This window comes from Corynebacterium hesseae (genome assembly GCF_037850265.1).
Classification (GTDB): Bacteria; Actinomycetota; Actinomycetes; order Mycobacteriales; family Mycobacteriaceae; genus Corynebacterium; species Corynebacterium hesseae.
Map to the genome: position 1 here is coordinate 817,198 of NZ_CP137211.1, position 24,486 is coordinate 841,683.

General features: G+C 59.1%; 18 protein-coding genes and 3 rRNA genes. 10 read left to right on the plus strand and 11 right to left on the minus strand.

Annotated features, from left to right (window positions below; genetic code table 11):
• Positions 1 to 382 precede the first annotated feature (382 nt).
• The 3 genes from R3O64_RS03880 (at position 383) to rrf (ending at position 5,648) form a co-directional block, all read left to right on the plus strand.
• Positions 383 to 1,902, plus strand: a 16S ribosomal RNA gene (locus R3O64_RS03880).
• Positions 1,903 to 2,336: 434 nt separating this feature from the next.
• Positions 2,337 to 5,407: ribosomal RNA gene (locus R3O64_RS03885) — 23S ribosomal RNA — on the plus strand.
• A gap of 122 nt (positions 5,408 to 5,529) precedes the next feature.
• A 5S ribosomal RNA gene (gene rrf, locus R3O64_RS03890) occupies positions 5,530 to 5,648 on the plus strand.
• Together the 16S, 23S and 5S rRNA genes form the textbook arrangement of a ribosomal RNA operon.
• A gap of 123 nt (positions 5,649 to 5,771) precedes the next feature.
• On the opposite strand, the gene R3O64_RS03895 is transcribed toward rrf, so the two are convergent.
• The 5 genes from R3O64_RS03895 to R3O64_RS03915 all read right to left on the minus strand — a co-directional run bounded on the left by R3O64_RS03895 (position 5,772) and on the right by R3O64_RS03915 (position 12,353).
• On the minus strand, positions 5,772 to 6,731 hold the full coding sequence (locus R3O64_RS03895) for a hypothetical protein (RefSeq protein WP_339017322.1): 960 nt from the start codon (positions 6,729 to 6,731) through the stop codon (positions 5,772 to 5,774).
• Between the two features lie 70 nt (positions 6,732 to 6,801).
• Positions 6,802 to 7,932 carry an aminotransferase class I/II-fold pyridoxal phosphate-dependent enzyme gene (locus R3O64_RS03900; protein WP_339017323.1) on the minus strand — a complete coding sequence of 377 codons (1,131 nt, stop codon included), beginning with the start codon at positions 7,930 to 7,932 and terminating at the stop codon, positions 6,802 to 6,804.
• Positions 7,933 to 8,571 (minus strand): DUF3239 domain-containing protein, encoded by a 639-nt coding sequence (locus tag R3O64_RS03905; RefSeq protein WP_070624536.1) that lies wholly within the window; start codon positions 8,569 to 8,571, stop codon positions 7,933 to 7,935.
• 4 nt (positions 8,572 to 8,575) lie between these two features.
• The gene (locus R3O64_RS03910) at positions 8,576 to 10,213 is read right to left on the minus strand and encodes a DNA repair helicase XPB (protein ID WP_339017324.1); all 1,638 of its coding nucleotides are present in this window, start codon (positions 10,211 to 10,213) and stop codon (positions 8,576 to 8,578) included.
• Between the two features lie 37 nt (positions 10,214 to 10,250).
• On the minus strand, positions 10,251 to 12,353 hold the full coding sequence (locus R3O64_RS03915; RefSeq protein WP_339017325.1) for a helicase-associated domain-containing protein: 2,103 nt from the start codon (positions 12,351 to 12,353) through the stop codon (positions 10,251 to 10,253).
• 93 nt (positions 12,354 to 12,446) lie between these two features.
• Between R3O64_RS03915 and R3O64_RS03920 the strand changes: the two genes are divergently transcribed.
• Positions 12,447 to 12,632, plus strand: coding sequence for a hypothetical protein (locus R3O64_RS03920; RefSeq protein WP_070523044.1), 186 nt, complete (start codon positions 12,447 to 12,449; stop codon positions 12,630 to 12,632).
• A 141-nt stretch (positions 12,633 to 12,773) separates the two neighbouring features.
• Here R3O64_RS03920 and R3O64_RS03925 read toward each other — a convergent pair whose 3' ends face one another.
• A complete protein-coding gene (locus tag R3O64_RS03925; protein ID WP_227485958.1) occupies positions 12,774 to 13,376 on the minus strand; it encodes a TetR/AcrR family transcriptional regulator in 603 nt (200 codons plus the stop codon).
• Positions 13,377 to 13,488: 112 nt separating this feature from the next.
• On the opposite strand from R3O64_RS03925, the gene R3O64_RS03930 reads away from it, so the two are divergent.
• Positions 13,489 to 14,445, plus strand: a complete 957-nt coding sequence (locus R3O64_RS03930) for an ABC transporter permease (protein ID WP_232748464.1) — start codon at positions 13,489 to 13,491, stop codon at positions 14,443 to 14,445.
• 101 nt (positions 14,446 to 14,546) lie between these two features.
• Here R3O64_RS03930 and R3O64_RS03935 read toward each other — a convergent pair whose 3' ends face one another.
• A complete protein-coding gene (locus R3O64_RS03935; protein ID WP_339017326.1) occupies positions 14,547 to 15,197 on the minus strand; it encodes a resuscitation-promoting factor Rpf1 domain-containing protein in 651 nt (216 codons plus the stop codon).
• A 524-nt stretch (positions 15,198 to 15,721) separates the two neighbouring features.
• On the opposite strand from R3O64_RS03935, the gene R3O64_RS03940 reads away from it, so the two are divergent.
• Together R3O64_RS03940 and R3O64_RS03945 are read left to right on the plus strand one after the other, a co-directional pair.
• The gene (locus tag R3O64_RS03940) at positions 15,722 to 16,102 is read left to right on the plus strand and encodes a cold-shock protein (RefSeq protein ID WP_070624533.1); all 381 of its coding nucleotides are present in this window, start codon (positions 15,722 to 15,724) and stop codon (positions 16,100 to 16,102) included.
• A 163-nt stretch (positions 16,103 to 16,265) separates the two neighbouring features.
• Positions 16,266 to 17,729, plus strand: coding sequence for a DDE-type integrase/transposase/recombinase (locus tag R3O64_RS03945; RefSeq protein ID WP_339017327.1), 1,464 nt, complete (start codon positions 16,266 to 16,268; stop codon positions 17,727 to 17,729).
• 160 nt (positions 17,730 to 17,889) lie between these two features.
• Here the strand turns inward: R3O64_RS03945 and R3O64_RS03950 are convergent, their stop codons facing one another.
• Complete coding sequence (locus tag R3O64_RS03950; protein WP_070565684.1) at positions 17,890 to 18,471, minus strand: DUF2771 domain-containing protein; 582 nt, start codon at positions 18,469 to 18,471, stop codon at positions 17,890 to 17,892.
• A gap of 11 nt (positions 18,472 to 18,482) precedes the next feature.
• A complete protein-coding gene (locus tag R3O64_RS03955; RefSeq protein ID WP_425248915.1) occupies positions 18,483 to 19,370 on the minus strand; it encodes a glutaminyl-peptide cyclotransferase in 888 nt (295 codons plus the stop codon).
• Between the two features lie 56 nt (positions 19,371 to 19,426).
• Here R3O64_RS03955 and R3O64_RS03960 point away from each other — a divergent pair, with 56 nt between their 5' ends.
• The 3 genes from R3O64_RS03960 (at position 19,427) to R3O64_RS03970 (ending at position 22,452) form a co-directional block, all read left to right on the plus strand.
• A complete protein-coding gene (locus tag R3O64_RS03960; protein WP_318272551.1) occupies positions 19,427 to 20,056 on the plus strand; it encodes a DUF3027 domain-containing protein in 630 nt (209 codons plus the stop codon).
• A 126-nt stretch (positions 20,057 to 20,182) separates the two neighbouring features.
• Positions 20,183 to 21,586 carry an NCS2 family permease gene (locus tag R3O64_RS03965; protein WP_070708160.1) on the plus strand — a complete coding sequence of 468 codons (1,404 nt, stop codon included), beginning with the start codon at positions 20,183 to 20,185 and terminating at the stop codon, positions 21,584 to 21,586.
• Positions 21,587 to 21,630: 44 nt separating this feature from the next.
• Entirely contained in the window at positions 21,631 to 22,452 is an 822-nt protein-coding gene (locus R3O64_RS03970) for a TrmH family RNA methyltransferase (RefSeq protein WP_070523069.1), read from the plus strand.
• Here R3O64_RS03970 and R3O64_RS03975 read toward each other — a convergent pair.
• Both R3O64_RS03975 and sepH read right to left on the minus strand, forming a co-directional pair.
• The gene (locus R3O64_RS03975; RefSeq protein WP_070523079.1) at positions 22,404 to 23,234 is read right to left on the minus strand and encodes a DUF6928 family protein; all 831 of its coding nucleotides are present in this window, start codon (positions 23,232 to 23,234) and stop codon (positions 22,404 to 22,406) included. The two genes, R3O64_RS03970 and R3O64_RS03975, sit on opposite strands and share 49 nt — an antisense overlap.
• A gap of 13 nt (positions 23,235 to 23,247) precedes the next feature.
• On the minus strand, positions 23,248 to 24,423 hold the full coding sequence (sepH, locus tag R3O64_RS03980) for a septation protein SepH (protein ID WP_070523082.1): 1,176 nt from the start codon (positions 24,421 to 24,423) through the stop codon (positions 23,248 to 23,250).
• Positions 24,424 to 24,486 lie beyond the last annotated feature (63 nt).

Consider the following 24,486-nt stretch of genomic DNA (forward strand, 5'->3'; position numbering starts at 1 on the left):
TGTTCGGGCCGCTGCGGAGAGGTTAACGTTTGGTTAATTTTGTTTGTGGTGTGCGAACGATGTTTGAGAACTCAATAGTGTGCCAATGTACTTTTTGTGTTGGTTGATTTTATTTTTTCTGGCCGTGTTGTGCCATATGTATGGCACGGTTGGTGTATGCCGGATGGCGCTTTTCCTTTAGCGGCGTCATTGTAAATAACATAAGTTGTTTGGGCGTAAATGATTTAAAATCTTCTGACTTTGCCAGCCTCCTTTTGTGCCCCGTCGGGTTGGGGGTTGGTTTCGAGATTTTTTCTTTATGTAATTTTTGGATAGCCAGTTCAGGCCTTTTGGTCTGTTGTGGTTTGTCTTTTTGTCTAGGTTTGGGCTTTTCACGGCCTTTTTTGTGGAGAGTTTGATCCTGGCTCAGGACGAACGCTGGCGGCGTGCTTAACACATGCAAGTCGAACGGAAAGGCCCCTTGCTTGCAAGGGGTACTCGAGTGGCGAACGGGTGAGTAACACGTGGGTGATCTGCCTTGCACTCTGGGATAAGCTTGGGAAACTGGGTCTAATACCGGATATGAACTGCCTTTAGTGTGGTGGTTGGAAAGTTTTTTCGGTGCAAGATGAGCTCGCGGCCTATCAGCTTGTTGGTGGGGTAATGGCCTACCAAGGCGTCGACGGGTAGCCGGCCTGAGAGGGTGTACGGCCACATTGGGACTGAGATACGGCCCAGACTCCTACGGGAGGCAGCAGTGGGGAATATTGCACAATGGGCGGAAGCCTGATGCAGCGACGCCGCGTGGGGGATGACGGCCTTCGGGTTGTAAACTCCTTTCGACAGGGACGAAGCTTTTTGTGACGGTACCTGTATAAGAAGCACCGGCTAACTACGTGCCAGCAGCCGCGGTAATACGTAGGGTGCGAGCGTTGTCCGGAATTACTGGGCGTAAAGAGCTCGTAGGTGGTTTGTCGCGTCGTCTGTGAAATTCCGGGGCTTAACTTCGGGCGTGCAGGCGATACGGGCATAACTTGAGTGCTGTAGGGGAGACTGGAATTCCTGGTGTAGCGGTGAAATGCGCAGATATCAGGAGGAACACCGATGGCGAAGGCAGGTCTCTGGGCAGTTACTGACGCTGAGGAGCGAAAGCATGGGTAGCAAACAGGATTAGATACCCTGGTAGTCCATGCCGTAAACGGTGGGCGCTAGGTGTAGGGGGCTTCCACGTCTTCTGTGCCGTAGCTAACGCATTAAGCGCCCCGCCTGGGGAGTACGGCCGCAAGGCTAAAACTCAAAGGAATTGACGGGGGCCCGCACAAGCGGCGGAGCATGTGGATTAATTCGATGCAACGCGAAGAACCTTACCTGGGCTTGACATACACCAGATTGCTGCAGAGATGTAGTGTCCCTTGTGGTTGGTGTACAGGTGGTGCATGGTTGTCGTCAGCTCGTGTCGTGAGATGTTGGGTTAAGTCCCGCAACGAGCGCAACCCTTGTCTTATGTTGCCAGCATTTGGTTGGGGACTCATGAGAGACTGCCGGGGTTAACTCGGAGGAAGGTGGGGATGACGTCAAATCATCATGCCCCTTATGTCCAGGGCTTCACACATGCTACAATGGTCGGTACAACGCGCAGCGACACTGTGAGGTGGAGCGAATCGCTGAAAGCCGGTCTTAGTTCGGATTGGGGTCTGCAACTCGACCCCATGAAGTCGGAGTCGCTAGTAATCGCAGATCAGCAACGCTGCGGTGAATACGTTCCCGGGCCTTGTACACACCGCCCGTCACGTCATGAAAGTTGGTAACACCCGAAGCCAGTGGCCTAAACTTGTTAGGGAGCTGTCGAAGGTGGGATCGGCGATTGGGACGAAGTCGTAACAAGGTACCCGTACCGGAAGGTGCGGGTGGATCACCTCCTTTCTAAGGAGCATTTATTTTGAGCACCAGTTGGTGCTGTATAGCGTGTGAGTGTTTATTCTTACTCGCTTGGTGGTTTATGTAGACGATTGTTTTACTGCCACTGATTGATAATCGGGTGGAGATACATCTTAACCAGAATGATGATTCAACTAACGCGTTGAAAAGTGCTTGGTGCATTGTTGGGTGTCTGGGGCATTGTTCCCTGGTTGTAACCCATGTAAGTTTCAATAACTACTTTTTTGGTGTGGTTGTTGTCTTGTGTGGGGTGTTGTGTGAGAACTGTATAGTGGACGCGAGCATTCAACCATGTGCTTTCCATCTTCTTTGTGTTGGTGGTGGGTCATGGTTTGTGTGATTTCTTTGTTCTTTTGTGTTTTGTGTGTTCACACCAGCATGATGACTGTTGCTTTTGTGGTGGTTGTTGTGTTGGTTGTGTGTTCGTTATTTAGGGCGCATGGTGGATGCCTTGGCATGCTGGGCCGATGAAGGACGTGTAAGGCTGCGTTAAGCCTCGGGGAGTTGTCAATAGAGCGTTGATCCGAGGATGTCCGAATGGGGAAACCTGGCACCTGTTATGGGGTGTTACCCTTCAGTGAATTCATAGCTGTTGTGGGGGTTTACGCGGGGAAGTGAAACATCTCAGTACCCGTAGGAGAAGAAAATAAAATATGATTCTGCTAGTAGTGGCGAACGAACGTGGATGAGGCTAAACCGTGTGCATGTGATACTTGGTAGAGGTTGTGTGTGCGGTGTTGTGGGCCCCAATGTGAATCAGCTACCACTGGTTTGCTTGTGTGTTGTTGTTAGGTGAAGTGGTGTGGAAACGCCGACCGTAGAGGGTGATAGTCCCGTAGTTGAAGGCTTCAATGCATGGGTTGTTGGGTTGCCCGAGTAGCAGCGGGCTCGTGGAATCTGCTGTGAATCTGCCGGGACCACCCGGTAAGCCTAAATACTCAGTGTGACCGATAGTGTATGAGTACCGTGAGGGAATGGTGAAAAGTACCCCGGGAGGGGAGTGAAATAGTTCCTGAAACCATGTGCTTACAATCCGTCAGAGCACCTGTATGTGTGTGATGGCGTGCCTTTTGAAGAATGAGCCTGCGAGTCAGCGGCATGTCGCGAGGTTAACCCGTGTGGGGTAGCCGTAGGGAAACCGAATCCTCATGGGGTGTTTAGTGGCATGTCCTGGACCCGAAGCGGGGTGATCTACCCATGGCCAGTGTGAAGCAGTAGTAAGATGCTGTGGAGGCGCGAACCCACGTAGGTTGAAAACTGCGGGGATGAGCTGTGGGTAGGGGTGAAAGGCCAATCAAACTCCGTGATAGCTGGTTCTCCCCGAAATGCATTTAGGTGCAGCGTCGCATTAGCTTGGTGGAGGTAGAGCTACTGGTTGGTTGAGCGGGACTACAATCTTAGCAATGTCAGCCAAACTCCGAATGCCACTAATTGTGTTGTGCGGCAGTGAGACTGTGGGGGATAAGCTTCATAGTCGAGAGGGAAACAGCCCAGATCGCCGGTTAAGGCCCCTAAGGGTGTGCTAAGTGGAAAAGGATGTGGGATCGCGAAGACAGCCAGGAGGTTGGCTTAGAAGCAGCCATCCTTGAAAGAGTGCGTAATAGCTCACTGGTCGAGTGGTCCTGCGCCGACAATGTAGTGGGGCTCAAGCACACCGCCGAAGCCGCGGCAATACTTTGTATTGGGTAGGGGAGCGTCGTGCATGTGTTGAAGCGTTACCGTAAGGCGGCGTGGAGTGTGTGCGAGTGAGAATGCAGGCATGAGTAACGAATTGGAAGGTGAGAATCCTTCCCGCCGGATGACTAAGGGTTCCTGGGTCAAGTTCGTCTTCCCAGGGTGAGTCGGGACCTAAGGCGAGGCCGACAGGCGTAGTCGATGGATAACCAGTTGATATTCTGGTACCCGTATATCCGCGCCCATGATAAAGCACTGATACTAACCACCGCGGATACGATCGTCGTGTTCTTTGAACACGGTGGTTGTTGATGTCGTGGGGCCTGATGTGTGGTTCAAGTGATGGGGTGACACAGTGTAGTAGCCATGCCGCTTAGTGGATTGTTGGTGTAAGCGTGTGAGGTGGTGTGTAGGCAAATCCGCACACCGTTTAACCTGAGGCGTGATGCGTAGCCCAAATGTGGGTGAAGTTGGTGATCTAGTACTGTCGAGAAAAGCCTCTAGCGATGTGGATGTATGGCCCGTACCCTAAACCGACACAGGTGGTCAGGTTGAAAATACTAAGGCGTTCGGGTGAACTGTGGTTAAGGAACTCGGCAAAATGCCCCCGTAACTTCGGGAGAAGGGGGACCACACGACTTTGACACTTCTTGCAAGTGTTGTGGGTTGTGGGGTCGCAGAGAATAGAGGGAAGCGACTGTTTATCAAAAACACAGGTCCATGCGAAGACGTTAAGTTGATGTATATGGACTGACGCCTGCCCGGTGCTGGAAGGTTAAGAGGACCGGTTAGTAGTCTTTGACTGCGAAGCTGAGAATTTAAGCCCCAGTAAACGGCGGTGGTAACTATAACCATCCTAAGGTAGCGAAATTCCTTGTCGGGTAAGTTCCGACCTGCACGAATGGCGTAACGACTTCTCTGCTGTCTCAACCACAGGCCCGGTGAAATTGCACTACGAGTAAAGATGCTCGTTACGCGCGGCAGGACGAAAAGACCCCGGGACCTTCACTATAGCTTGGTATTGGTGTTCGGTTCGGTTTGTGTAGGATAGGTGGGAGACTATGAGACGTGTGCGCCAGCACGCGTGGAGTCGTTGTTGAAATACCACTCTGATCGGATTGGATACCTTAACCTTGGCCCATGATCTGGGTTGGGGACAGTGCCTGGTGGGTAGTTTAACTGGGGCGGTTGCCTCCCAAAATGTAACGGAGGCGCCCAAAGGTTCCCTCAGCCTGGTTGGCAATCAGGTAGCGAGTGTAAGTGCACAAGGGAGCTTGACTGTGAGACAGACATGTCGAACAGGGACGAAAGTCGGGACTAGTGATCCGGCACCTACTTGTGGATGTGGTGTCGCTCAACGGATAAAAGGTACCCCGGGGATAACAGGCTGATCTTCCCCAAGAGTCCATATCGACGGGATGGTTTGGCACCTCGATGTCGGCTCGTCGCATCCTGGGGCTGGAGTAGGTCCCAAGGGTTGGGCTGTTCGCCCATTAAAGCGGCACGCGAGCTGGGTTCAGAACGTCGTGAGACAGTTCGGTCTCTATCCGCCGCGCGCGTTGAAACTTGAAGAAGGCTGTCCCTAGTACGAGAGGACCGGGACGGACGTACCTCTAGTGTGCCAGTTGTTCCGCCAGGAGCATCGCTGGTTGGCTACGTACGGAAGGGATAACCGCTGAAAGCATCTAAGCGGGAAGCCTGTTTTAAGATGAGGTTTCATTTGAGGTCCCCCAAAGACGATGGGGTTGATAGGCCAGACCTGGACGCACCGCAAGGTGTGAAGGCTACTGGTACTAATAGACCAAAACAAACACACACACCCATTCTTTAGGGTGTGTCAACAACAAACACAACAGTTAATCAATCACACTGCCGTGTTCGCGTCCACTACACAGTATCTGACACAACACCAGCAACCAGACGTTGCCCTAAGTGTTTGTCGGTGGCCTATAGCAGCAGGGAAACGCCCGGTACCCATTCCGAACCCGGAAGCTAAGCCTGCTAACGCTGATGGTACTGCAACCGGGAGGTTGTGGGAGAGTAAGAAACCGCCGACACCAAACAACAACAAACAACTCAATACAAACAACGAAGAGACCGTTAAAGCACCATCATTGCTTTAACGGTCTCTTTCCCGTTTTCACAACGCGGCAGCAACTAGGTGGTATCGCCGCGGACTTCTATTGAAGGGGCCATTCGTTATGGACCAAGCTCTTGCTGTTCAAAGGAGAACCAACAAATGGGATAGCCTCACCGTTCCACTCGATTCTCAGTGCAAAGCCGTCCTTTTGACGGTATTTGAGGCGGATGACCGCTAATTCGAATTCTTGCTCGTAGGACTGTTGCTCGATGAGCGCAACTGCACTTTTGTGGACCTCGCGGCGAGGGATAGGGGCGATCCGATAGCTGCCGTTATTCCAGCAGAAGATCGCGTCAACTTGGCGGAGGGAGGTACCTCCCGTTGCTTTGCGCACGACAAAGTTCATGGCGAAACCGTCCCAGTCTCCACTGGAGGTCTGGTTGAAAAGCTGAATGGATGGTTTGACGTCGTTGATGAGTTGCTTGACTAATCCTCCATCGTCGCCGTTGGTGCCATTCCCATAGGCTGCGGGTGGTATGGCGTAGTCCAAAGCCGGGTAGGAGAACTGGCCAGATTGTGCGTTCTTGTGGCTCTGGTCTTTCAAATCTTGTGCAATGGGAGAGAGTTCCTCGAGGCTACTCGGTGGAGTGTAGTGGTCCGGGTAGTCTTTTCGGTCATACGTAAAGCTATCCAGCTTGTAGTCATAGCGCACGGCCAGCAACGTTGCCACGATGTTGCTTGCGTTGAAAGCCTCCTGTGCTTGCTGCAGGCCATGCAGTTCACCCGCAAAGTTGGGCGGAAAGAGGTCTAGCAACAGATTCTGGTGAATGCGTTCGTGCGCTTCGCTATAGCGCAGAACGCTGTCAAAGGGCGGAGCACCCTTGATTTCAGCGACATTGACGCAGATGAAGCCGGCGTCCTTTTGCCAGACGGCGAAGAAGGTGATGGACTCGACGTTCTGTTCTTTGATGGTTGGGTCTGTGACGAATGAATGACGTACCGCCAGCTCGAATCTCTCCGTGGGAGAGCTGAAGCCGTATTCATAATGTTGCTGTGACATGTGAGCCACAATACAGAGATTTGCCCCGTTCCGGTCGGGGATGCTGGTGATAGAGCCCCGGAGAGCTTTCCTAGCAATTGGGCATCAGACGGCGAACTGCTTCGCGGATGATTTCCGGACGCTTGCAGAAGGCAAAGCGAACCTTGGACTTCCACGGCTCTGGGTTGTCCGTGAAGGCGGCCAGCGGGATAGCGGCCACGCCCTTCGTTGCGGGCAACTGCATGCAGAAGTCCACGCCGGTCATGCCGGTGGGGGAGATATCGGCAACCACGTAGTAGGTGCCGCCGGTGTCGTGGACGTGGAATCCCAGCTGCTCTAGGCCTTCTACAAGGATGCTGCGGCACTCTGCAAGCTCAAACACCATGCCGTCCAGCCATTCTTGTTCATAACGCAGGGCATGCGCCACGGCGGGCTGGAAGGGCGTGGTGGAGACGAAGGTGGTGAACTGCTTGGCTTTGATGACGCCGTCGAGAAGCTTAGGCTCCGCAATGGCCCAGCCGGTCTTCCACCCGGTGCAGTTGAAGGACTTGGCGGCAGAAGACACCGTGACGGTGCGTTCGGCCATCCCCGGCAGGGAGGCGATGCTGACGTGCTCGGCGCTGCCGAAGGTGAGGTTTTCGTAGACTTCATCGGCCAACACAAGGAGGTCCTTTTCCACGCAGAGCTCGGCAAGCTCGGTGAGTGCCTCGCGGGAGAAGACCGAACCGGTTGGGTTGTGCGGGGTATTGATGATGACCATGGCGGTCTTGTCCGTCACGGCAGCACGAACCGCAGCAACGTCGATGTCCCAGCTGTTGCCGGATTCCTTTAAAGGGACGGGGATGCGGGTGGCGTCGGCAAGCGCGATGGCGGCGATATAGGCGTCGTAAAAAGGCTCGAGGACGATGACCTCCTGGCCGGGCTCCACGAGGCCCAAAACTGTTGCGGTGATGGCCTCGGTAGCACCGGCGGTGACCACGACGTGATCCTGCGGCACGGAGTAGGTCTCTGCGATGGCGTCGACCAGTGCTGGGACCCCGCGCAGGGGAGCGTATTGGTTATTGCCGCCGGCGATATTCTCCTGGGCAATCTCCAGCATGCGCCGTGGGCCATCGCTATCGGGGAAACCCTGGCCCAAGTTCACCGCGTCATGCTCCACGGCAAGCGCGGTCATCGTGGCAAAGATGGTTTCGTCAAATTCTTGAAGCCTGTGAACAGTCATTTAAAGCACCAACAGATCGTATTTCGTAGCCTTCACATCAGAAAGACGCTTGCGTGCGCGCTCGAGGCGCTGCCACTGATCCTCCGGAATGGACTTGCGGGCAATCGTCACGGTTTCCGCATCCGGGGTGCCCCAGGCAATCGGCATCGGGGTGATCTGCTGCCAGTGGTCTTTATCGCTTGAGCTGCGCTGGCCGGAGACCGCGGCCACCGGGACCTTGGTGCCCACGGTGCGCTTGATGCCTGGAATGCTCGTGACCGTGCGCAGACATGCGCCCCACCGCGGCGGCGCCTTCGGGTCAACATTGGTGTTCACCAAGGCCATGAGGACCATGTCACGCTCGTTAACCTCCGCTACCACGGCCGGGGCTAGCGGATAAGAATCATAGAGCTTTTGTGCCGTGCCGACCTTGCGCGAGGCCATGATGCCAACAACGGCGCAAAAGATTCCGAAGAGCACCATGCCGACGGCCAGCGTGATGCGCCAGACGGCATCCATGCCGAAGTAAACGGCGAGGGCTCCGAGGATAAGAACCAAGCCCATGATGAGGCCGGAATTGCGTAGGCGCGAGGAATCCCGCAGGAGCTCGTTGTTCTTCTTAGCAAAGTCTTCGTTGACGTCAAACTTGAAAATCTTCATCAGCTCACAAGTCTACTTCGTCCACCAGCCGGTAGGCATAACCTTGCTCGGCCAAAAAACGCTGGCGGTGCATGGCGTATTCCGCGTCGATCGATTCGCGCGCCACCAACGTGTAAAAGGTTGCTTCCTGACCATCCTTCTTCGGGCGCAGCAGGCGGCCCAAGCGCTGGGCTTCCTCCTGGCGGGAGCCAAAGGTGCCGGAAACCTGGATGGCCAGGGCGGCTTCGGGGAGATCGATGGAGAAGTTCGCGACTTTGGAGACCACCAGGGTAGGAAGCTCGCCCTCGCGGAATTGCTGGAAGAGCTTTTCGCGTTTGGCGGTGGATGTCTTGCCGTCGATGACGGGCGCGTCGAGGTGCTCACCGAGCTCCTCCAGCTGGTCCACGTAGGCGCCGATGATGAGTGCTTGCTGACCTTCGTGCTTCTTCAGCAGTTTGTCGACGGCCCGCAGCTTAGCGCTTGCCGACGCCGCAATCCTGTACGTCTCCCGCGCCTGTGCCGTGGCATAGAGCAGGCGCTCCTCCTGCGTCATGTCCACGCGCACCTCGACGCAGTCCGCGGTGGCGATGTAGCCGGCGGATTCCAGCTCCTTCCACGGCGCGTCATAGCGCTTGGGACCGATGAGCGAAAAGACATCGCCTTCGCGGCCGTCCTCGCGGATGAGTGTGGCGGTCAGTCCTAAGCGGCGGCGCGATTGTAGGTCGGAGGTCATTCGGAAAACTGGGGCCGGCAGGAGGTGCACTTCGTCGTAGATGATGAGGCCCCAGTCGTGGGAATCGAAGAGCTCGAGTGCACGGTATTCGCCCTTGGTCTTGCGGGTGACCACCTGGTAGGTGGCGATGGTAATCGGCTTGATTTCCTTTTTCTCCCCCGAGTACTCACCGATCTCCTCTGGCGTGAGGCTGGTGCGGCGCAGCAGCTCATCGCGCCACTGGCGCCCGGCCACGGTGTTGGTCACGAGGATGAGCGTGGTGGCCTGTGCTTTGGCCATGGCGGCAGCACCCACGATGGTTTTGCCCGCGCCACAGGGCAGGACCACGATGCCGGAGCCACCGGACCAGAAGGAATCGGCGGCATACTGCTGATAGTCGCGAAGCTGCCAGTCCACTTCCTCGGTGCTCAGCGCGATGGGATGGGATTCGCCGTCGACATAGCCGGCGCGGTCATCGGCGGGCCAGCTGACTTTGAGCAGCTCTTGTTTGAGCCGCCCGCGTGCGGAAGGCGGCACGGCGATGGTGCTGTCATCGATGCGCGGGCCCAGAAGTTCGCTGACTTTTTTGGTGCGCGTGAGCTCTTCTAGGATGACGGGCTCGTCCGATTCGAGGATGAGACCGTGGGCTGGGTGGGCCAACAGGCGCACGCGGCCGTAGCGCGACATGGTCTCGGCGACGTCGATCAGCAGCGCCTGCGGCACCGGGAAGCGGGAGTAGTTCTCCAGAACGTCGACGACTTGCTCGGCATCGTGCCCGGCGGCGCGCGCATTCCACAGGGCTAGCGGGGTGATGCGATAGGTGTGAATGTGCTCGGGCGCGCGCTCCAGCTCGGCGAAGGGCGCGAGTGCCGCGCGGGCTGCGTCGGCTTGCGGGTGATCCACCTCGAGGAGGACAGTCTTGTCCGATTGGACGATGAGCGGTCCGGGCATGTCTGGGGCCTTTCTACTCTGTGCGTTAGGGAAGGGCTTAATCCCTGTCAGTGAAGCGGACGGAGGAAATGCGGTGAACCGGGAAGCGCACGGGTTTGCCCGCTGCGCCTAGGGCATCAATGTAGCCGCCCTCAACGGAGAGTGGTGTCACAGTCACGGTGCGGATATCGCCGCTTTTATCGGCATAGGAAATCACGATATCGGCGTGGAAGCGCGCGGCGGCGCGGGCCAGAGTGAGCGGATCTGGCTCCTCCTCCTGGTGTTGGCTCGGATCCTGCGCTGACTTCTGCAAAGCCTGAAGCGCCTGCTCCACCGAGGCGGGCTCGCGCTTGCGCGGCTTCGTGCGGGGCGTGGGCAAAAGGTAGGGCTCGGGGGCGACGGTAAGGGAAGCGCCGGATTCATCCTCCGGGGTGGGGGATAGGCCCTTTGCTCGCAGCTTCTCCAGCAGCTCGCCCACGCGCAGCTGCGATACCGCGACGGTGGGCGCGAGCAGGCGCAGACCGGGAACGGATGCGACGGCGAGCTCCAGGAGCGCGGGGTCCTCGCTGCGCAGGTATGAGATCGCCGGCCCGCTGCGGAGGGTGCCATGGCGCTTGGCGACGTCCCCGATGGCAAACTCCAACGCCTGCGGCACGCCCGTCGGGCAATGCTTTTCCAAAAAGTCGGTCATTTCCTGGGCGGTGAGCCCATGGTCCATACCGCGGCGAATGGTGGACTCGCTGATGCGGTACACGCTGGCCAGGCCTGGGGATTCGAGGTCCGCCAGGGAGGCGAGGGTACGGTGCGTGTCTGGCTCGAGGGGTCCGGGCACGAGGACGGTGAGATCTTGTTGGATGATGAATTCGCTGACGGTATCGGGGACGAGGCTGGCGGCCGCGGCGGAATCAGCCAGCACGCGGGTGGCTTTGCCCAGTGCAATGGCACCGATCCATTCGGCTTCGGCGCGCAGATTCTCAATGGTCAGCGTGCGCGTGTGGCTGGCAAAGAGTGGGGAGCGAAAGCGCAGATCCTCCCAGAACTCTTCGCTGTTCAGCGCGACTGCTGAGTGAGCGTAGACACCCAGGACGAAGCTACGGAAGCGAGGCAGGCGGCGCACTGCGCTGTCGCCTGCGAGCACCCGGGCATCGCTCCACGTGGCCCAGGGGGAGGTACGCCAGGCGTCGAGAAGAATGCGCCACTTCTCCCCGAGATCGGCCTCGAGCCAGTCCTGGGATCCGGTGGTGGGGGCGAGGAAATGGCCCTCTAAGCCATCCGGCTCGCCGCGGTGGAGAAGCCGGGCGTGGTGTCCTAGAGCAATAAGCCGCCCGACTTCTTCTTTATCCAAGTCGAGGTCCTTCGCCAACTGGTTGAGCGGGCGAACGCCCACCGAAGAATCCTTGAGCAGCGCGACTGGGTGGTTACCGAGCAACTCGATGAGCCTTTCCATGCCGCGCACGGCCTCGAGGCCCGCCGCGGCACCGGCGTCGTCTGCCTTTGAATCCGGTTCCGGGGTGCCGGCGCGTCCTGAAGGAGTGGTGGGGATGGGCGGGGTTGCGTCCCCAACCAGTGCACGGGCGAGCGCGCGCGGCAGGCGTACCGAGTGGGCATTGATGCGCTCCAAGAAACCTTTGGCCAGCAGGCGCTTGGCGGGGTCGTCAGAGTTGATATCCGGCTCGGTGTCAGTGGTGTATCCCACGCCATCGCCCTTGGCCAAAGCGTCGAGGATGTGGCGCTCTTCTGGAGTGAGCGCTTCGATGTCTTGTGCGTCGAACTCGACTTGATTGCGCAGCGACCAGCCGGTGGGAAGCGAGCCCATGACGGCGGTGACGATGCGCACCTGCGGGGCGTTGCCGAAGACGAGGCCGCGCTCCTTGAGCTGTTTCGTGATTGCCGGGTTGGTGTCTTCCACCATGTCGACTTCGCCGCCGCGTTGTGCGATGTCCTCCAAGGCGGCGAGCTGCTCGGCGTTGCTTGCCGCCAAGGCATCCGCGACGTGCATCGGAAGTGTCAGGCGCGAGGCCAGCGCGTCGAAGTCCTTCGGTGCGGGGGAGAGAACATCGCTGCGGTTGCTCAGCAGGGCGCGTAAGTCTTCAGCGGGTAGTTGGCTGAGCCATTCGCGGTAGCTCTCGGTGACGTGGGCGCGGTTTGAGGGGGAGGTCATGATGGCCATCAAGTTTAGTAGGCGGGGGAGGGATGGGGCCCTCGTTGGGTGATTAAGTTACTTTTCGGCGCAGGGTTTGGAATAATAAGGAGCATGTCGAATGAGAACAAAGGCTTCGTATCCCCGGCTTGGCCGAAGAACAGCCCCCGCGAGCACGTCATTACTGAGATCACTGCACCGTTTGCTGGCGCATCCAGCCCGTATGGTGACGATCTGATTCTGCCGATGCCGGCAGAGAAGCTGAACTACGTACACCCGTACACCCGCATCAACCGCTAAGTTGGCGCGCAGAAATCTGCGCTTCACTTAGCGAATGTGCTGAGCCTGACTGGCCTGCTTTCAGCCCCTCCGAGAATGTTCTCCTCGGTGGGGCTATACGTGTTTGTAATGTACTTGCGCCTCAACTAGTCGGCACGGGAACTAGTCGGCACGGGCTTGGGCTTTAAAGCCGTCGAGCAGCGTATCGATGAGCTGGGCTTGTATACCTGATAGGTAGTCGGTGCTCACTAGCGTTCTGGGCAGCGGGCGGGTGATGAGACCGATGCCGATGTGAAGTTCGAGTGGGGTGAGGGACTCGGGGCAGAGGCCTGCTTGCCGCGCGAGTTCGATCATCGGTTGGTAGATCGATTTCAGTTCTGCTGTGCGATGGGCAGCGATCTTCTGCGCGTCATCGTCTGAGAACGCAGCAGTGTTCATTTCGGCTGCCGCAGCTTGAACAACGGCGGCGAAGTTAAGGCCGGCGATGCGATGAATGATATCGCGCCAGGTGCCTTCGGGGTCCTCGTCGAAGCCTTGCAGGTGGCTGTCCACCTCTTCCTTGATGTTCGCTACCTCCGCGCTGGTGATGGCAACGATGAGGGAGAGCCGCTCGGGGAAGTGGCGTGAGACCGTGGCGACGCCCACGCCAGCTTTCTTGGCGATTGAGCGCATGGATACGCCCGGTCCCTCGGTGATGAGCAGCTGCCTGGCTGCTGCGACGATGGCTTGCTTGTTTTCTGCTGCATCTTGTCTCACGGCTTGCATCATATCAAACGGAACACTATGCTCCACTTTGTAAGTGAAACATCCTGTTCCGTTTGGAGGCTATGTAATGTCAGCGGTGAAAAGTCGGGAAAGAAAGCAGCCATCGGTTGCTGTGAAATCGATAGCTGCCATCGTGGGGATCCCCATCGTTATCGGTCTCATGCTGTGGGCATTCTTGGCGCCCACCTTTGCATCCGGGCCAGCCGGAGTGCCGATTGCGGTCTCTGTACCGGAGCCCATGCTCGATGGCATCTCGCAGAAGATTGAGAGCGCGGCTGGGGATGAGGCCCCGGAGATCGTCGTGAAGCACGGCGAGGCGGAGGTGCGAGACGCGGTGCTACAGCGTGAGGCTGTTGGCGGCCTCGCTATCTCTCCTCAGGGCGCGAATGCTTTCACGGCCGCGGGAAATGGTGCTCCCTACGTTGCGATGGTTGACGGTCTTGCGAGCCAGCTCGAGGCTCAGGGGATGACCGTGGAGAAGCGGGAGCTGGCACCGACGACGAAGGAGGACCCGCAGGCAAGCGGCATTGCATTGCTTGGCCTTCCGCTAGCTTTTGGTGGCATTATTTCCGCTGTCATTGCCACCTTTGCATTCCGTGGTAAGAAGTGGATCAAGATGGGAGTGCTCGTTGGTATCGCGCTGGTGGGTGCGCTTATTGCTACGTGGATGCTGCACTCGGTTTATGGAACCCTCGGTGGCAGCTTCGCTGCCGAGTGGATGGCCATCGCAGCGGGTATCCTTGCGACTTCTGCGGTAACCGCCGGCCTCGCGGGAGTGATGGGGGCCGCGGGCATCGGAATCGGTGCTGTGGCGACCATCTTCCTGGCGAACCCGCTGTCGGGTCTGGCGACGGGACCATGGCTGCTTCCTGCCGGGTGGTCGACGCTGGGGCAGTGGATGCCCATCGGCGCGACGGGCCACTTGGTCCGTTCACTGTCCTTCTTTGATGGCAATGGTGCCGTCCATGCGTGGTGGGCACTGGGGCTGTGGATCGTTGTCGGTCTAGTGTTGCTGGCCTTCGATAGGTCGCGCGCTAAGGAAGACGTTGCCGTTGAGGAAAAGGTTTAAGCAAAACCAAAAGAGACTGGATGGAGGACACCATCCAGTCTCTTTTTATGTAGTTAGAGTTTTGCCTCGATGTGCCGTGCTTGCACGGCGCTGCGCGCTGCTTAGCGTGCAGCCAGAACCTGTGCCAGCGGGTCGATGACGTGGCGGTTGGCGGAGTAGAAGGTGTTGAAGTCGTGGCGATTTGCCTTGTACTGCTCGGTGAAGGAGGCCGGAATCGTCAGGCCGTACTGGGTGGCGGTGTCCTGGATGAGGGAGTAGAGGGCGTCGGAAGCCAGCTCATCGGTGGGCTCCTCAGCGGCCTCCTGAACGGCCTGCGGGGCGTCAGCCGGAGCCTCCGGAGCGGTCTTCTCCTCGGCCGGGGCTGCGGCTGCGCTTGCATCACGCGGGGTCGGGGCGGAGTTCAGGCCCAGGCTTGCGGAGCAGGCCGGCCATGCGCCCCAACCCTGCTGTGCCAGGGTGCGCTCAGCAACAACGATCTGCTGCTCGCGGGTTGCCAGGTTAGCGGTTGGAGCGAACTCACCGCCGCCGTAGGCCTGCCAGGTCTGAGCGTTGAACTGCAGACCGCCGTGGTAACCGTTGCCGGTGTTGATGGCCCAGTTGCCGCCGGACTCGCACTGTGCGAGGCGGTCCCAATCGGAATCCGGTGCAGCGGCAGCGTTCGGTGCCATGATGGCTGCGGCGGCGCCCACGGCAACGGTGGAGGCGGCAAACTTGGTGGCGATGGACTTGTTCTTAGCGGAGTGGCGTCCCATTAAAGTATTCCTTCTCTAGGTTGTTCTTGCTTTCTCGCGCCCAGATGATGCCCAGTCCGGCATAATGTCTTGCAGTTGATGTTCATAGTCATGCACATCATATGCGGCCGCCTAGTGGAAGCCCGGACTGTGTCTGGGGCGAGACTTCCACGGCCGGCGGCCGAAGTGCCTGTGGGAAAGAGTAGCGGTTTATAACGAAACAGTCACGTTAAATGCTCCAAAACGGTAACAATCATGCCAATTTATCTATGTTTCCCCTGTTCGCGGCGGGAATGTTAGCTACATCACACGTGTTATGGGTGTGGTTGATGGGGTGAACTCTGGGGCAAGTTTCTCTGGCGGAGCGTGGGGAGGTTAAGATGTATCTCTTTATAAGTTCCACGGATAGTTCCTCCGCGCGGCCGCTTCAGTATTAATTACGCCGCGCCTCCTCGTCCCGGAATGCTTGCGGCCTATAGGCCTGGTGCATGGCAGCGCCTAAGCTTTCTAAAGAGGAGAGACGGAAAGAAAGTGAGTGAAGAACCATGCCTATCGGCAAAGTGAAGTGGTATGACGCGGACAAGGGCTTCGGCTTTGTCAGCAACCCCGGCGATGAAGACGTCTACGTTAGCCGCAACGTGCTGCCCAAGGGCGTTGACGAGCTGTATCAAGGCCAGCGAATCGAGTTCGACTTCGCTGCTGGCCGCCGCGGCCCGCAGGCGCTGCGCGTGAAGGTCCTTGATTCCCCGCGCCGCCGTACCCCGGCCCGCAAGCCGGAGGAGCTGTCGAGCATGCTTTCCGACGTCATGACGTTGCTCGAAACCCAAGTGCAGCCCGTGCTGAGCCAGGGCCGCTACCCAGAGCGCAAGACCGGCCGTCAGGTGGCTGAGATTCTGCGCGCTATTGCCAAGGACTTGGATAGCTAAGGGGCGGCCTACATTCGTAGGCCGATGACTGAAAAAGTGCCCTAGTTGCCAAAAGTTAGGCTGATTTTGTGATGTCTAGCGACTTTTTGGACACGGAGTCCAGGATGTTTTTGGACGGGATGTCTAGTGGCTTTTTGGACGTTTGCGGCGGTGGAATAGCCGGATGGCTATTCCATTGCATAAGCGTAGAAAGGTCGCAGATTTCGATCCCGTTCGTGACGGCAAGACGGTCACACAGTTTTGCAAAGAATTAGGGATCTCGCGGCAGACGTACCACAACATCAAACACCGGATAGCGCAGAAGGGGCGCGCAGGTATTGTGCCGGATTCGACTGCCCCGAAGAATCCGATTAAGAAGTTTGACGAGGCCGATAAAATCGCAGTCGTCCACGCCAGACAACAGTTAATGGAGCAAGGCTTGGATTATGGGCCTTGGTCGATCTACTACTTTTTGTTCGACACTGTAGGCGCAGATTACACCCCATCGCGTTCTACAATCGCCTCGTGGCTGCATGAACTGGGGTTTGTTGATGCCAATGCCCGCAAACGGCCACGCAGCTCCTATAAGCGCTTCGCCCGTGATCGCGTCGGTGAACTCTGGCAAATCGATGGACTGGTCTATCGCCTCTTTGACCATGCCCACACACATGTCACGATTTACCAGATTATCGATGATGCCAGCAGATTCGATGTCGGAACCACAGCGTTCGCCCTGCCAGAAAACGGTACTGACGCACGCGCCGTACTGGCCGCAGCGTTCGCTGCCTACGGCAAACCTCAAGAAATCCTTTCCGACAATGGCGATGCGTTCGCCACCTACCACCGTGGCTTTCTCTCTGCTACTGAAACCTGGCTCGCCAGCCAAGGTGTTCTTGCTATTGCTGGTTTCGCCCCGACAACCCAGGGAAAAGACGAGCGCTCTCACCGCACGTTGACCCAGTTCCTCGATGCACGCCACCCAGTCAGCCTTGCTGAGGTCAACACATATCTGGCTGAATATCGCCAGGTCTACAACGAACGACGACGGCACCAATCACTGCTTATCGGCAAAATGCACATCACCCCACGCCAAGCTTTCGATACCTTCCCCAAAGCACCATCGCCTCAGCATCCACTCGATCCCGAGCAGGTCTGGGCCCGCATAGTCGCCTATAACCAAGCACACAATCCACAAGCTGTATCCGAAATGCTCAACGGCCCCGCGGAAGCGGCAACTTCACACGAGGCCTGCACCGATGACATGGCAGCTTTGCAAGGCATACCTCCCACCGATACCCCAACACTAACGGCGCTGACGACACAATCAACAAACCATTGGGGCATCCCAGACCAACTCTGCGTAAGCAAAGATGGCGTTGTACGCGTGTGCGGCTTCGGTCTCTACATTGGTCTGAGGTTTAAAAACCGCAGACTCTACTCCACAGTCACAGCCGATAACGTTGCGGAGTTCTACACGGCCCATGACGGTGAATTCCTCTTCAGCGTGCCACTGCCGATCACGTTGAGCCACAGGCCACCAGGTGGCCAGATCAACATCAACCTCGTTGAAGGAATGAAACACCGCCAACCACCACGGATGAACCCGAAACTATCCAAACCCCGGCCCAAACGCAGGCAACAACCATAAACCGCTAGAAGTGTCCAAGACCTCCATGGATTCCGTGTCCAAAAAGACACCGGACTCCATGTCCAAAAACCCTATGGACATAACAAAGTTAGGCTGATTTTTCAATGATCAGCCCTAAGTTTGGCAGCTGGGGCACTTTGTCGATCGGTGGGGCGGGGCGCTACTTCTCAGCTGGCGCGTTGCCCGTGGCCTTGGACTCCTTGAGTTCTTCATCCGTCATGGTGGACAGGGACCACACCGTCTGCATCGGGGTTTCCTCGCCATTGGCATCGTGGCCAATCATGAGCGTGGAAATCTCCACCACCATCAGCTTGGGGCGCTCACCGGTGGAGGCCTCAATCGGCGGCACAGAGCCGGGGATGTCCAGCGAGGTGGTCTCGTTGGCGCCGTGAGAGGTGCTGTCATTGGCGGCCGGGTCATCATAGATGGACAGCACGGACCACTCGTGGTTAGAGATGGCCTCGGGGATCTCCAACTTCAGGGTGTCATCGGGGCCCACCGTGAGGTTGGGAACCTCGCCTTCCTTGCAGTCGGTGCCAGGCTCGCAGACGCTATAGGGTGCAACGTCAAGGGTGTCGGAGCCCACCGTGGCCGTGATGGTGACGTCCTGTGGCTCGGGGCCCGGGCGGTCATTCCTCCACTTTTGGAACAGCACCACCGCCACGACGATGACCGCCACGGCGATAATGAGCGCCAGAAACTGCAGCAGCGACTTCTTCCTTGCTTGCTTCACGGTAGCCATGGCTGAGAATCCTACTCGAAGCGCACCCGGTACAGCTCATCCCAGAGCTTGCCGGTGATCCAAAACTCGTCGGTGCCCGGGATTCGGGCAATGCCGTTGAGGACGGCGTTGGGATCCGTAGAAGGGGAATGGTTGAGGTTTGCGGTATCGATCACGGCGGTGACAGCGCCGGATTCCGGGTCGATGCGCAGGATATCCTCGCTCATCCAGACGTTGGCATAGACCGCACCATCGACGCACTCAAGCTCGTTGAGGTTATTCACGGGGGAGCCGTCGAGGGTGACTTCGGTGCGCGGGGCGAGCTCTGCGAAGGTCTTCGGATCGAGGTGGCGCAGCTTGGCGGAGCCGTCGGACATGATGAGTTCGGATCCCGCGTTACACAGGCCCCATCCCTCGCCGTCATAGCTAGCGCGGTCCAGTTCCTCAAAGGTGGCGGAATCCCGCAGGAAAGCTGTCCCGGATTTCCAGGTCAGCTGCCAGATGCCGGCGTCGGTCTGCGTGATTCCCTCTCCGAAGAATGAGCTTTCCAGCGAGGTTTCTTCCTGTGGGGCCTCTGCACCCGGGCTGAGGCGCAGCAGGCGGGACTTGCCGTTGAGCCCGGTGCCGATCAGCAGGTTGCCATCGGGGTCGACCTCCAGCCCCTGGGTAAAAGTATCGGGCGGCAGGGGTGCGGTGTCTAGGACGGTAACGCCCAAGCGTTCTGGGGAGCGTGCGCTTGGCGACGTCCCACCGCTCCCCATCGACGAGGAAGATGACGCCGAAGAGGCAGGCGACACCGCGTGATCGCCTGCGGGCTGGGAGGAACACGACGCGAGCGGTGCGAGGAGAGCGCCGGCGGAGAGAACTGCAGCTAGTGCGCGAGACGCGAGAGTGAGGTGTGGGAGGGCCATGACTGTCATTGTGCACTATGGCTTGGTGCGTGATTAATAATGGGAGGGTGACTCGCAAGAAAAAGATGCATTCCCCGCTTCTCGATTCGACCGCCGTCGACTTGGCGCGCCGGGCCGTGGAAGAGGTAGGTGAGGGGGACGTCGGCAAGCACCGCGGCGTTGCCGGAGTAGGCCGCAACGTGGCTACTCACCGTTTCGACGCCCACGTGCCGGGCTATCCGGGGTGGGAGTGGCATGCCGTCGTCGCCTGCGCGGAGGGCTCGCGCACACCGACCGTTAACGAGGTCGCGCTGGTTCCCGGCGGCCAGGCCCTCCAAGCGCCCGAGTGGGTGCCCTATTCCGAGCGCCTGCGCCCAGGGGACCTTGGCCCGGGCGACCTCATGCCGCCCGCGCCCGGTGATGAAAGGCTTGATGATGGGAAGCTTTCCGAGGCAGGCCTCAAGGAAGCTAAGGATCGCTGGCGCAAGAAGTATGGGCCGAATTCGGAGATGGCAGCGCAGGCGCAGCTGCAGTGCAAAACCTGTGCTTTCTATCTTGAGCTGATACCTAATTACGGCGTCTGTGCCAATGAATACTCGGCGGACGGGAAAGTGGTGCACGCCACCTACGGGTGCGGTGCGCATTCCGGCACGACCATCCGTGAGGAGGGATCGGAGCAGGAGCGTCCCTTTGATGATGAGAAGCCGATCTTTTAAGAGGCTCGCCTTTCTCCCCGCACGCAGCAACGACGCAGCGTGCGGGGTTTGCGTTTTAGTGCCTGGATGGAGCACCCTTAGCAGGTAAAACTTCATTTCTCTAGATAGAAGGGGCGCTCTCTCACGATGAACGCAGCTATCGATCGCTATTTCAAGATTTCCGAACGCGGATCCACCGTGGGAACCGAGGTCCGCGCCGGCGTGGTCTCGTTCTTCGCGATGGCCTACATCATCCTCCTCAACCCTCTCATCCTGGGTACCTCCGCCGATTCTGCCGGAACCACCCTGGGCATCCCGCAGGTCGCCGCCGCCACCGCACTGGTGGCCGGCGTCATGACCATTGCCTTCGGCATGATCGCCCGCTACCCATTCGCCATGGCCGCGGGCCTGGGTATGAATACCTTCGTGGCCGTGACGATGGTTTCCCTCAACGGCCTGGAATGGCGCGAGGCGATGGGCCTCGTGGTCATCGAAGGCATCATCATCGTCCTGCTGGCCATCTCTGGCTTCCGCCAGGCCGTCTTCGATGCCATCCCGGCCTCCATGAAGGCAGCGATGGGCGTGGGCATTGGTATGTTCATCGCGCTCATCGGTTTCGTGGATGGTCACTTTGTTACCCGCGTGCCGGATGCCGCGATGACCACTGTTCCGGTGAGCCTGGGCGTTAACGGCTCGATCGCTACGTGGCCGGCCTTCGTCTTTGTCGTGGGCCTGATTCTCTCCGCCTTCTTCGTCATCCGCCAGGTCCGCGGCGGACTGTTCATCGGCATCGTCATTACCACCATCATCGCCATGATCATTCAGGCACTGACCGGTTCCGAGGACTGGGGCATGGCCACCCCGGAGGTGCCCAGTTCTTTGGGTGGTCTGCCGGATTTGTCGATTGTGGGCCAGGTTGATCCGATCGGTGCCTTCACGAAGCTGGGCGTGGTCTCCACCGTGCTGCTGATCTTTACTCTGCTGCTCACCAACTTCTTCGATGCTATGGGCACCATGAACGGACTGGGCAAGCAAGCTAACCTCGTGGACGAGAAGGGCAACCTTCCGGAGATGAAGACCGCCCTGGTGGTTGAGGGCTTTGGTGCCGTTGCTGGTGGTGCCGGTTCGGTCTCCTCCAACACGGTGTTTGCGGATTCGGCGGCCGGCATCGGTGACGGTGCCCGCACCGGCCTGGCCAACGTAGTGACCGGTGTGATCTTCCTGCTGGCCATGTTCCTCACCCCGCTCTACGAGATCGTGCCCATTGAGGCAGCGGCCCCCGTCCTCGTCGTCGTGGGCGTGATGATGGCGGCACAGCTCAAGGACATCGAGTGGAACCGCATGGAGGAGGCCATCCCGGCCTTCCTGACCATCGTGGTCATGCCCTTTACCTACTCCATTGCTAACGGTATTGGTGTGGGCTTCATCGCTTATGCCCTGATGGCTACCTTTGCCGGCAAAGCCAAGAAGGTGCACTGGATCATGTGGCTCGTGGCCGCCCTCTTCGTGGTCTACTTCGCCATGGAGCCCATCAGCTCGCTGCTGGCTTAGCCCGCCTGGGGTGAGCACGCGGCCCTGTGCCTAAACTAGGGGCCATGCGTTTTGTCATCGATGACCCCACAGACCCTCGCCTGGACGATATCCGCGATCTCAAGCACGCGGACAAGTCCGGCGAGGGTTTCGTCTTTGGTGAGGGCCCACTGTGCGTGGAGCGCCTGCTCGCCTCACGATTCCCGGTGCGCTGCATCATCGGCTTTGAAGGAAAGCTCGACACTTTCCTAGCGAACCACGATGTTGGCGATATTCCCGTCTATCAGGTCACTCGAGCAACGTTGGGGGAGGTCACAGGTTTCGACATGCACCGCGGGCTGGTTGCCGCAGCCGACCGCGCAGAGGCCTGGACCGTGGATGAAGTCATTGAGGGCGCTCGCACCCTGGCCATCATGGAAGGTGTGGGTGATCATGAGAACATCGGCTCGCTCTTCCGCAACGCCGCGGGCATGGATGTTGATGGCATCCTCTTAGGCTCGGGAGCTGCGGATCCGCTCTACCGGCGCTCGGTGCGCGTTTCCATGGGGCACGTGCTGCGTTTGCCCTGGGCTCGGTTCGATGGCGGCTTTACCACCTGGCAGCGCGGGCTGGAGAAGCTGCGCGACCAAGGCTTCAGGCTGGTGTCGCTGACCCCGCATCCGGAGGCCGTGCATATCGCCGACGCCCTGGAGGGGGCGGAGAAGGTGGCGCTGCTGGTTGGCGCGGAGGGCCCAGGCCTGACCGAGCATGCCATGCGCGCCACCGATGTGAGGGCGCGTATCCCCATGGCGGAGGGCACGGATTCCCTCAACGTGGCGACGTCGGCGGCAATTGCCTTCTACGAGCGCCAGCGTTCCCAGAGGCTCCGTGACGTCGACACCGCATAGCGGCGCACGAGTCCGCCGAGGTGCTTGGCGGTGCGGACAATCTCTTCGCCGGTGGATTCCGGCTCGAGGTCGTGCTCTTCATAGTCGTCATAATCGTTGAGCCCCAGCTTCGCCACTGAGGTTGTGGCCACCTCAGCCACGGTGCGGCGCGGTGGGGGAGTATCGACCTTGGGCTCGGGGCGGCCGTCGGTGGCATAGCCCACGACGTCCACGTCTGGGCCATCTTCGCCCACTTCGATGCCCAGCCAGAACTCTTGGGCTGCCTGGGTGATGGTGAGCGGCTCGAAGGGCAGGGCAATCCCACCTGCGGGCTCGTCCATCTCCCCGGCCCAGTAAGGGGCCTCAAAGGTTTCGGGCAGGCCATGATCCTCGTAGAGGTTAAAGCGCGTTCCACACAGGGAGCGCCGCAGGCGGCTGCCCGTCCAGTGCGCAAAGCCGGCATAGCCAGTCTCTGGGTTAGAGGTGAAGGCGTAAATCTCCTCTGCCGGCACGGCCTCGCGCAGGGTGCGGGAGAGCTGCGAGAGGATCAGCTGGTCATCATGGATGATGGTTTGCACGACGGCCACACCGGGGTAGCCGCCGATGTAGAACTCGCTCGCGCCGGGTTCGGCGGAACGGTTTAGGGGGAACTGCCCGATAGGCGTTACCGGTAGGGAGGGGTTGAGTTGAGCGAGAAACTTGCGGCCGAAACCGCGGTCAGCCTTGGGCTCTCCGCGGAGAACCTCGGCGGGATCGGCGGCGGTGACGTACCAGAGAGTGAGAACGGCGCTTTGGGTATCCACGGCAGGCTACTCGTTAATCGCGGGGGCGCTTGGTAGAGGAACGAACGCCGAGCAGCACATCCTCCCAGTGCGGGGTGACGGCCTTGCGGCGGCGCTTGGCAGGCTTGGGTTCCGGATCCGGGTTCTGGAGGAAGTCCTCGTCTACGCCCGATTCCTTCTCCTCCGGCTGTGCCGCCGCGCCCTCGTCGCGGGCATCTGCGTTTTCATCGGCGCCGGTTTCGGCGGGGTGCTCCCCACCGCGCGGGGAGGGAAGCACGGAAGGCTCGGCAGTGACGTCGGCCTCCGCCTCAGTGTTCTCATTTGCGTTGCCGGTGTAGGAAGACAGTTCCGTTACGCCGGGGGCTCCAGCGCGCGCGTCCTCGTTGACCTCTCGGCCCTCGGCGTAGTCACACCCATCGATGGCTTCGTCATAGCGCTCGCCACGGCCCACGGAGGTCAGCGAACGCACCGGCTGCACGAAGTCCGGGTCCGTCAGGTCTGCGGCCACGGAATTGCGTGCCTCCACCGTGGCCGGGGAGGACATCGTCTGCTTGAAGGTCCACTCCGCTTCGTTGGCGGAAAGCCCCGTCTTCCACGTGATGCGCAGGATCCACGGTTCACCTTGATGGCGGTAGGCGTCCCATGTTGCCTCCGACAGCGAGTGCCCACGTGCGGCGAATGCGGTGGCCAGGATCTCCCACAGGGTGAGCTTGGCCGGGCCATCCTCGCGGATGGGGTGCGCCTGCTTGGCGACGTCCGCAATGCGCGCCCGCTCCAAAAGCACCGGGTGCGCAAAAGGCTCGATGCGGGATTCCGGAACGTCGAGCTCCTCGGCGATCTCAGCGGCGCTGGCACCGGCGCGGATGCGGGCTTGAATCTCATTGGGGCGCAGGCGGATTTCTTGCGCCTGCTGCGTGTGCTGAGTCTGCGGAGAGGAAGGGGAGCCACCAGAAGATGGCATCACGGTGTGCAAACCAGCAGAGCGCGAAGCCTGTGCAGAAGTGGGGGAGGAATCGTCGGTGGCGTTCCCGGCCTCGTGCGTGGTGTGGTCGGATGCCTCTTTCGCGGAGTCGGAGTCGGCGGAGTCGGCGGGAGCGAAAAGCTCGCGAAGCTCGTCGGTGACCTCGAGGAAGAACTCCTCACCATCCTCGGCCCGGAGGACGAGCGAGGTGTCAGTTGAGTCGCTGGGTGCGAGGAAAATCTCGCGCATGATGGCGCTCCTTAGCCTGGTAGCGGACATGTGATGAAATCCACTTTACCCAGAACATGCCCC